Annotated in this window: 8 protein-coding genes; 3 read left to right on the top strand and 5 right to left on the bottom strand. The window is 68.4% G+C overall.

Annotated elements, in window-relative coordinates:
• Window positions 1–127 (bottom strand): alternative ribosome rescue factor ArfA (arfA, locus tag P3W75_RS01395; RefSeq protein WP_276225579.1); only part of this gene is annotated, 127 nt, incomplete at its 3' end.
• A 301-nt stretch (window positions 128–428) separates the two neighbouring features.
• Between arfA and P3W75_RS01390 the strand changes: the two genes are divergently transcribed.
• Window positions 429–1,661 (top strand): MFS transporter, encoded by a 1,233-nt coding sequence (locus P3W75_RS01390; protein ID WP_276225576.1) that lies wholly within the window; start codon window positions 429–431, stop codon window positions 1,659–1,661.
• A 127-nt stretch (window positions 1,662–1,788) separates the two neighbouring features.
• Here P3W75_RS01390 and holA read toward each other — a convergent pair whose 3' ends face one another.
• The 3 genes from holA to leuS all read right to left on the bottom strand — a co-directional run bounded on the left by holA (window position 1,789) and on the right by leuS (window position 6,176).
• A complete protein-coding gene (gene holA, locus P3W75_RS01385) occupies window positions 1,789–2,826 on the bottom strand; it encodes a DNA polymerase III subunit delta (protein WP_276225575.1) in 1,038 nt (345 codons plus the stop codon).
• A gap of 39 nt (window positions 2,827–2,865) precedes the next feature.
• Entirely contained in the window at window positions 2,866–3,492 is a 627-nt protein-coding gene (gene lptE, locus P3W75_RS01380) for an LPS assembly lipoprotein LptE (RefSeq protein WP_276225574.1), read from the bottom strand.
• Window positions 3,493–3,554: 62 nt separating this feature from the next.
• Window positions 3,555–6,176 (bottom strand): leucine--tRNA ligase, encoded by a 2,622-nt coding sequence (gene leuS, locus P3W75_RS01375; RefSeq protein ID WP_276225573.1) that lies wholly within the window; start codon window positions 6,174–6,176, stop codon window positions 3,555–3,557.
• 235 nt (window positions 6,177–6,411) lie between these two features.
• On the opposite strand from leuS, the gene P3W75_RS01370 reads away from it, so the two are divergent.
• Both P3W75_RS01370 and P3W75_RS01365 read left to right on the top strand, forming a co-directional pair.
• Window positions 6,412–6,834, top strand: coding sequence for a hypothetical protein (locus P3W75_RS01370; protein ID WP_276225572.1), 423 nt, complete (start codon window positions 6,412–6,414; stop codon window positions 6,832–6,834).
• A 48-nt stretch (window positions 6,835–6,882) separates the two neighbouring features.
• The gene (locus tag P3W75_RS01365) at window positions 6,883–7,644 is read left to right on the top strand and encodes a YdcF family protein (RefSeq protein ID WP_276225571.1); all 762 of its coding nucleotides are present in this window, start codon (window positions 6,883–6,885) and stop codon (window positions 7,642–7,644) included.
• 165 nt (window positions 7,645–7,809) lie between these two features.
• On the opposite strand, the gene lnt is transcribed toward P3W75_RS01365, so the two are convergent.
• Window positions 7,810–9,342 carry an apolipoprotein N-acyltransferase gene (lnt, locus tag P3W75_RS01360; protein ID WP_276225570.1) on the bottom strand — a complete coding sequence of 511 codons (1,533 nt, stop codon included), beginning with the start codon at window positions 9,340–9,342 and terminating at the stop codon, window positions 7,810–7,812.
• Window positions 9,343–9,358 lie beyond the last annotated feature (16 nt).

Raw genomic sequence — 9,358 nt, 5'->3', positions numbered from 1 at the left:
CCCAGTTACGGGAGGCTTCGCGGCGGTAGCTGCCTTTGCCTTTCAGCGGGATTTCCTGGCGGCTGCGGAACAGCGGCTGGGCTATCAGGGACTTGGCCTTGTTCGGCCGTTTGGCTTTCTTCGCCATGGCTTTCACCTCGAAGTGGACGCCCGCCCCTTGCGGGCGCGGGCATCATGGGCGCTTTGCCGGGGAAAGTCCATGGGCCGTTCAGGCCTTCGGTCAGCCGCGCCCGGCCCGCCGCCGCCGAGCGGTCGCGGGCGGCGTTCGGCGTGCGCTGGGGGATTGTTCGTGAGTTTGTAACAGTGTTTTTCAACTGGACGGCTATGGCGCGCTCGATCGGCTCGGCTAGATTCGTAGCTGCCTATGCAACGCCATGGCGCGCAGGGAGCGGGGCGCTTTGGTCGATCCCCCCGACTGGAGATTCGCAATGCAGCAATGGTCCCCAACCCAGCGCAACGTGGTGATCGCCTGCGTGCTCGCCTGGACGCTGGACGCCTTCGACTTCTTCCTGCTGGTGTTCGTGCTCAGCGACATCGCCCAGACCTTCTCGGTGGACCTGCCGCAGGTCTCCCTGGCGATCCTGCTGACCCTGGCGGTGCGCCCGATCGGCGCGCTGGTGTTCGGCCGCGCCGCCGAGCGCTATGGTCGCCGGCCGGTGCTGATGGCCAACATCGTCTGCTACTCGGTGCTCGAACTGTTCTCGGCGTTCTCGCCGAACCTCGCGGTGTTCCTGGCGCTGCGGGTGGTCTACGGGATCGCCATGGGCGGCATCTGGGGCGTGGCCTCGTCGCTGGCCATGGAGACCATTCCCGAGCGGTCGCGCGGCTTCGTCTCCGGGCTGTTCCAGGCCGGCTACCCGGCGGGCTACCTGATCGCCTCCATCGTCTACGGGGCGTTCTTCGCGTTCCTCGGCTGGCGCGGCATGTTCATCGTCGGCTGCCTGCCGGTGGTGCTGGTGTTCTTCATCTGGTTCAAGGTGCCGGAATCGCCGATCTGGCAGGCCGCGCGCGAGCGCCAGGAGTCGACGCCGCTGTGGCCGGTGCTACGCAGCCAGTGGAAGCTGTGCCTGTACGCGGTGCTGCTGATGGCCTGCTTCAACTTCTTCAGCCACGGCACCCAGGACCTCTACCCGACCTTCCTCAAGCTGCAGCACGGCTTCGACCCGCACACCGTCAGTCTGATCGCCATCGCCTACAACATCGCGGCGATCCTCGGCGGCATCCTCTTCGGCAGCCTGTCCGAGCGCATCGGGCGGAAGAAGGCGATCATCGGCGCCTCGCTGCTGGCGCTGCCGGTGCTGCCGCTGTGGGCGTTCAGCCAGGGCGCGTTCATGCTCGGCGTCGGCGCTTTCCTCATGCAGTTCATGGTGCAGGGCGCCTGGGGCGTGATCCCGGCCTACCTCAACGAACTGGCGCCGGTGGGCACCCGCGCGGTACTGCCGGGCTTCGTCTACCAGTTGGGCAACCTGGTCGCTTCGGTGAACGCGCCGATGCAGGCGGAGATCGCCAAGTCGCACGGTTACGGCACGGCGATGGCCTGGGTCGCGGGCACGGTGGCGGTGCTGATCTGCCTGTTGATAAGTACCGGGCGGGATACCCGTGGCATCGCCCTGGACCGCACACCGGGGCAGGCGCGGCGGGAGTCGCCGGCAAGGTCGTAGGCGGCAGAGCAGGCCAGCGGCAAACCTTGTAGGAGCGAGCTTGCTCGCGAATATCGCCGCAGCGGAATCCGTTCGCGAGCAAGCTCGCTCCTACGAAAGGCTACCCGACGGGGCTTCGCGCGGCGGATCAGCCCGGCGGCAGCGGCAGGCGTTGCCCGGCCAGCAGCAGCGCCAGGCGCGCCAGGCCGTTCCAGGCGTCGCCCTGGGCCTGGCCCTTGATCTGCGCGTCGATCAGCTGGGCGTCCTGCAGCAGTTGGTTCCAGCGCGCGCCGCTGTGGCGTTGCAGGGCCTTGGTCAGCAGCGGACGGCGCTTGTCCCAGACCGGCGGGCGGCACTGGGCGAAGGCCTTGTCCAGGGGCACGCCCTGGCCGAACTGCTGGGCGATGCCGGCCAACTGGCGGATTTCCCGGGCCAGCGCCCAGAGGATCACTGGCGGTTCCACGCCCTCGCCACGCAGGCCTTCGAGCATGCGCAGGCTGTGTGCGGCCTCGCCGGCCAGGGCCGCGTCGATCAGGCCGAACACATCGAAGCGCGCGCTGTCGGCCACCGCCGCCTGCACGGTGGCGGCGTCGAGCTGGTTGCCGTCGGCCACCAGCTTGAGTTTCTCGATCTCTTGCGCCGCGGCCAGCAGGTTGCCTTCCACCCGCGCGGCGATCAGGTCCACGGCGTCCTGGCTGGCGGCCAGGCCGGCCTGCGACAGGCGCTGGCGAATCCACTGCGGCAGCTGGTGCACGTCCACCGGCCAGATCTGGATGAACTGCGCGCCGTCGCCGTCGATCAGCGCCTTGGCCCACTTGGTCTTCTGCGTGGAGCCGTCGAGCTTGGGCAGGGTCACCAGCAACACCGTGTCTTCCGGTGGCCGCTGCAGGTATTCCTGGAGGATGGCGGCGCCCTTGTCGCCAGGCTTGCCGGAGGGCAGGCGCAGTTCCAGCAGGCGCTTCTCGGCGAACAGCGAGAGGCTGGCGCCGGCTTCCAGCAGCAGGCCCCAGTCGAAGTTGGCCTCGGCGTTGAACACCTGGCGCTCGCTGAAGTCGCGCTGGCGGCAGGCGGCGCGGATGGCGTCGCAGGCTTCCTGGCAGAGCAGCGGCTCGTCGCCGCTGACGACATAGACGGGGGCCAGGTTGCCCTGCAGGTGCTTGGCGAGTTGCGCGGGATTGAGCTTCATGAAAGTACTGGGGCCGGCATGGCCGGCCCCTTCATCCCTTTACTGCGCTTTGGGCAGTTCGATCGGTGATTGCTGCGGCTGCTGCTGTTCCTGCTGGCGGGCCGCCTCGTCCGCGGCCTTGAGCGCGTCGGCTTCGGCCTTGGCCTTGGCTTCGGCCTTCTGCTGCAGGTCGGCCAGGCGCGCCGGGGTGAGCATCTGCAGGCGCAGGGAGAGCTGCTGCACCAGGTCGCGGCGCATTTCCTTGCGCAGCTGGCCGGCTTCCTGGTCGGAACCGGTCAGGTTGTTCTCGTCGTGCAGGTAGACCTTCTGCACTTCGACCTTGTCGGCCAGCAGCAGCAGGTTGTCGGTGCCGCGAATCTCGTAGTTGACCGTGTTGGTCAGCTCGTACTCGGCGCTGCGCGCGGAACCGGTGTAGCTGGCGGTGCGCTGGGTCTCGTCCTCACGGGCGAGGAACAGGTGATAAGGCGCGCTCTTGGTGACTTTCACGCCGCTGTTCTCGAGCAGCCGTTGCAGTTCCTTGACGGTGTCGCCGTAGGCGTTGCGCGCGCTCAGGTCGATCTCCTTCAGCGCGAAGTTCGTATCGCCCAGGCCGCGCAGTTGGAAGCCGCAGGCAGCCAGCACGGTGGTCAGACCGATCAGCGCGATGCTGGTCAGGATACGTTTCATCAAGCTTCCCTCACTCCTGTTGATCCGGGATGCCCGCGGCAAGGCGCCGCGGGCGAATGCCTTCAATTGGCGACGATGTTGACCAGCTTGCCGGGAACCACGATCACCTTGCGGATGGTCAGGCCGTCGGTGAAGCGCAGTACGTTTTCGTTGGCGCGGGCGGTGGCCTCGACGTCCTCGCGGCTGGCTTCGGCCGGCACTTCGATGTGCCCGCGCAGCTTGCCGTTGACCTGTACCACCAGTTGCAGGGTGTCCTGCACCAGGGCGGATTCGTCGACCTGCGGCCAGCGGGCGTCGATCACCGCGCCATTGTGGCCCAGCTCGTGCCAGATCACATGGCTGATGTGCGGGGTGATCGGGGCCAGCAGCAGCACCACGGTCTCCAGGCCTTCCTGCAGCAGGGCGCGGTTGCCGGCGTCTTCCTGCGGGACCTTCTCCAGCACGTTCATCAGGGTCATGACCGCGGCGATGGCGGTGTTGAACTTGTGGTTCTGGCCGACGTCCTGGCTGGCCTGCTTGATGGCCAGGTGGATGGCGCGGCGGACTTCCTTCTGCGCGTCGTCCAGGGTGTCCTGCGCCACCGCGGCGGCGAAGCCGGCGTTGACGTGGGCCTGGGCCAGGCGCCAGACGCGGCGGAGGAAGCGGCTCGCGCCCTCGACGCCGGAGTCGGACCATTCCAGGCTCATGTCCGGCGGCGAGGCGAACATCATGAACAGGCGGCAGGTGTCGGCGCCGTAGGCGTCGATCATGGCCTGCGGGTCCACGCCGTTGTTCTTCGACTTGGACATCTTCTCGGTGCCGCCGATTTCCACCGGCAGGCCGTCGGTCTTCAGGCGCGCGCCGATGACCTTGGCCTTGGCGTCACGCTCGACTTCCACGTCGGCCGGGTTGAACCAGTCCTTGCCGCCGTTGGCGGTGGTGCGGTAGTAGGTCTCGGCGACCACCATGCCCTGGGTCAGCAGGTCCTTGAACGGCTCGTCGGAGTCGATCAGGCCTTCGTCGCGCATCAGCTTGTGGAAGAAGCGCGCGTACAGCAGGTGCAGGATGGCGTGCTCGATGCCGCCGATGTACTGGTCGACCGGCAGCCAGTAGTTGGCGGCCTTCTTGTCCAGCATGCCGTCTTCGAACTGCGGGCAGGCGTAGCGGGCGAAGTACCAGGAGGACTCGACGAAGGTGTCCATGGTGTCGGTTTCGCGCTTGGCCGGCTGGCCGCATTTCGGGCAGCTGCACTCATAGAACTCGGGCATCTTGGCCAGCGGCGAACCGGCGCCGTCCGGCACCACGTTCTCCGGCAGGACCACCGGCAGCTGCTCGGCCGGCACCGGCACGTCGCCGCAGGCGTCGCAGTGCACGATCGGGATCGGGCAGCCCCAGTAGCGCTGGCGGCTGATGCCCCAGTCGCGCAGGCGGAACTGCGTGCGCGCCTGGCCCAGGCCCTTGGCTTCGAGGTCGGCGCCGATGGCGTCGAACGCGGCCTGGTAGCCGAGGCCGTCGTACTTGCCGGAATTGACGGTGCGGACGCTGTCGTCCTTGAGGCCGTACCACTCTTTCCAGAAGGTCGGCTCGAAGTCGTTGTCGTCTTCGACCTGGGCGATCACCTGGACGATCGGCAGGGCGTACTTGTTGGCGAACTCGAAGTCGCGCTCGTCGTGGCCCGGAACGGCCATCACCGCGCCTTCGCCGTAGGTCATCAGGACGTAGTTGGCGATCCACACCGGCAGCTTGGCGCCGGTCAGCGGGTGCTCGACGAACAGGGAAGTGGCGACGCCTTTCTTCTCCTGGGTGGCGATGTCGGCTTCGGCGACGCCACCGCGCTTGCACTCGTCGATGAACGCCTGCAGCGACGGGTCGCGCTGGGCGGCCAGGCTGGCCAGCGGGTGCTCGGCGGCCACGGCGACGTAGGTGGCGCCCATCAGGGTGTCCGGACGGGTGGTGAAGACCTTCAGTTGGCCGGCTTCGCCGATGGAGGCCTGCTCATAGGGGAAGGCGATCTCCATGCCGCGCGACTTGCCGATCCAGTTGCGCTGCATGGTCTTGACCTGTTCCGGCCAGCCCGGCAGGTGGTCGAGGCTTTCCAGCAGCTCTTCGGCGTAGGCGGTGATCTTGAAGTAGTACATCGGGATTTCGCGCTTCTCGATCAGCGCGCCCGAACGCCAGCCACGGCCGTCGATGACCTGCTCGTTGGCCAGCACGGTCTGGTCCACCGGGTCCCAGTTCACGGTGCCGTTCTTGCGGTAGATCACGCCCTTCTCGAACAGGCGGGTGAACAGCCACTGTTCCCAGCGGTAGTAGTCCGGCTTGCAGGTGGTGACTTCGCGCGACCAGTCGATGGCCAGGCCCAGGCTGTTCAGCTGGGACTTCATGTAGGCGATGTTGTCGTAGGTCCAGGCGGCCGGCGCGACGTTGTTCTTCATCGCGGCGTTTTCCGCCGGCATGCCGAAGGCGTCCCAGCCCATCGGCTGCAGGACGTTCTTGCCCTGCATGCGATGGTAGCGGCTGATGACGTCGCCGATGGTGTAGTTGCGCACGTGCCCCATGTGTAGCTTGCCGCTCGGATACGGGAACATCGACAGGCAGTAGAACTTCTCCTTGCCGGCGACTTCGTCGACGCGGAAGGAGTTGTGCTCGTTCCAGAATTTCTGGGCCTGGGACTCGATCTCGAGGGGCTGATATTGCTCGTGCATGGCGCGGTATGGACCTGTACGGAGAAGAAATGCGGCGTGGCCGGGGGAGGTCGGGGACCCTCCGACTCGCCGGCCCGCTTGGACGCGGACCGGGCGGCAGCAGAAAGCTTCGTAGCATACATGACCCCTCTCCCAGCCGGTAGCCCGCGCCGTTTGTCGCGCGCTCGGTGGGCCGGGGGCCGGGGCGCTAAGCTTGGCCTGAGGGCGGGAGGTTTCCGCCTGCTTGAGGTGACTGATGGCTGAGCTGCATCGCGCAAGTGTGTCGGGTTCCGGTCTATATGAGCGGCTGCTGCATCGACTCGAACTGGCCCTCGACGAGGCCGAAACCGCGGAACGCCTGCGTGACGAGCATCCCGAGGAGCTGGAGCTGCGAGGCCTGAGCAGCGCCGAGATGCAGCTGATCCGCGCCTACCTCGACCAGGACGTGCACTGGCTGCGCGGCTGGCATGCGGCGGCGGAGGAACTGGCGCTGATCGAACACGCGCCGGCCCGCCAGACCCGCGCCCGCCAGGGCGCCGGCAAGCCGCGCCTGACCCATCGCCACCTGCAACTGCTCTGCGCCCTGTGCGGCACCCCCGTGGCCTACAGCCGCAACCTCGGCGTGATGCCCTGCACCGCCTGCGGCTCGCAGCTGTTCCGGGGTTCGCGCGGACGTTGAATCCGCCTTCGCATCCGTTAGGCTGTGGCGCTCCACAAGGAGCCGCCGATGCCGCTGCGTTACCTCGTCAAACAGATCCTGATGCCGCCGGGCATCCTGCTCATCCTCTTGTTGCTGGGCTTCGTCCTGCGGCGCCGGCGTCCGCGCCTGGCGCTGGCCTGCTTCGTCGCCGGCTTCGGCGGCTTCTGGCTGCTCAGCCTGCCGCTGACGGTGGAGTGGGGCGCGCGCCTGCTCGAACGCCAGCCCGCGCTGGCGCCTGCGCAATGGGCTGACCTGGCGCGCCGCGCCGACGCCATCGTCATCCTCGGCGCCGGCCGCGAGCGCGGCGACCCGGCCTGGGGCGTCGACCAGCCGGGGTTGATGGCCCATGAGCGGCTGCGCTACGCCGCGCGCCTGGCCAAGGCCAGCGGCCTGCCGATCCTGACCTCCGGCGGCCTGCACTACGGCAGCCCGCCGAGCGAGGCGCAGATCATGGCCGACAGCCTGGCCGAGGACTACGGTTTGAGCGTGCGCTGGCGGGAAGGGGAAAGCCGCACCACCTGGGAGAACGCCGTGCTGAGCGCGAAGATCCTGCGCGAGGCGGGGGTGCGGCGGGTGGTCCTGGTGACCCAGGCGCAGCACATGCCGCGCGCGGTCTGGAGCTTCGAGGCCAACGGCCTGGAGGTGCTGCCGGCGCCGATGGGCTTCGTCGGCGTGGACAACGCCCGGCCGTTCGGCGGCTGGCTGCCGGAGGCGCGGTCGTTCTGGCAGAGCAACCAGTTGCTCAACGAGGCGCTGGGGTTGCTGGGGTACCGCTTGTTCTACCGCTGAGGAGCATCGCGGATGAAATCCGCTCCTACGGGGCCGGGACGCACCGTGTAGGAGCGAGCTTGCTCGCGAACCCCGGGGTGGCTCGCGATACCCATGCCAACGATGGGTACCGCTTCGCTCCACGCCATCCTGCGCAGGAGCGGCGTCGGCGTGGACGGTCGGCCCTCAGCCGAACATCCGCCGCTGTTCGGGCGCGACCTGGCGGCGCACCACGGCCCAGAAGACCAGCAGCACGGCCAGCGTGCCCAGCGGCCACAGGCGCCAGTGCAGGTACGGGGTCAGGCCCTGCATCGGGGTGACCTCGCCGCGCAGCACGCCTTGCTGGAATTGCGGAATCTCGTTGGCGATGCGGCCCTGCGGGTCGATCAGCGCGGTGACCCCGTTGTTGGTGCCGCGGATCATCCAGCGCCCGGCTTCCAGGGCGCGCATCTGCGCCATCTGCAGGTGCTGCAGCGGGCCGATGGAGGTGCCGAACCAGGCGTCGTTGCTGATGGTCAGCAGCAGTTGGCTCTGCGCCGCGAGGCCGGCGGCGAATTCCGGGTAGACCACTTCGTAGCAGATGAACGGCGCCAGGGCGTAGCCCTTGGCCTTGAGCAGCGGCTGATCGGCCGGGCCGCGGGCGAAGTCGGACATCGGCAGGTCGAAGAAGCTGATCAGGCCGCGCAGCAGGTCCTGCAGCGGGACGTATTCGCCGAAGGGCACCAGCTTCTGCTTGAGGTAGTCGCCGCTGCCGTCGCCGACCACGGTGATGCCGTTGTAGTAGTGCACGCCGTCGGCGTCGCGCTGGCGCATGGGCACGCCGGTGATCAGCGCGGCGCGCTTCTGCGTGGCCATGTCGCCGAGCATGCCGAGGTAGCCGGTGGCCTGGTCCTTGAGCAGCGGCACGGCGGTTTCCGGCAGGACGATCAGGTCGACGTCATGCTGCGCGGCGCTGAGGTCGCGGTACAGCTCCAGCTGCGCGGTGACGTGCTTGGGGTCCCACTTCATTTCCTGGGCGATGTTGCCCTGGATCGCGGCGACGGTCAGCGGCGCGCCAGCCGGAGTGGTCCAGGCGTGGTTCTTCAGCGCCAGGCCGGCGACCCAGGGCGCCAGCAGCAGCGCCACGCCGAGCGCCAGGCGCATCGGGCGGAAGGTCAGCTGCGGCAGGTTGATCAGCAGGGCGGCGCACAGGGCGATGCTGAACGAGATCAGCCAGACGCCGCCGAGCGGGGCCAGGCCGGCCAGCGGGCCTTGCAGCTGGCTGTAGCCGGTGTAGAGCCAGGGGAAGCCGGTGAGGAACCAACTGCGGAACAGCTCCAGGCCCAGCCACAGCGAGGCGAACGCCAGGGCGTCGGCGACCGGGGCGCTGTTGCGCCGCAGCAGGCGCGCCCAGACCCAGGCCGGCAGGCCGTAGAAGAACGCTACCCCGGCGCTGAAACCGACCACCAGGAAACCCGCCAGCGCCGGCGAGGCGCCGCCGAAGTCGTGGATGCTGTAGTAGATCCAGCCGGTGCCGGCGAGGAAGGCGCCGAAGCCGTAGGACCAGCCGCGCCACAGCGCCGAGCCCGGGGTGACGCCGCGCAGCCCGAGGTAGAACAGGGCGACGGAAAGCAGCGCCAGCGGCCACAGGCCGTAGGGGGCCAGGGCCAGCGGGGTGAGGGCGCCGGCGGCCAGGGCCAACAGGTGGCCCGGCCAGCCGGGACGGGTGATCCAGCGCATCGGAAATCCTTGGAAG

It is taken from the genome of Pseudomonas citronellolis (assembly GCF_029335315.1).
GTDB lineage: Bacteria > Pseudomonadota > Gammaproteobacteria > Pseudomonadales > Pseudomonadaceae > Pseudomonas > Pseudomonas citronellolis_A.
Note: the sequence above shows the minus strand (reverse complement) of the source record. Positions and strands in the feature narration are given on the sequence as shown.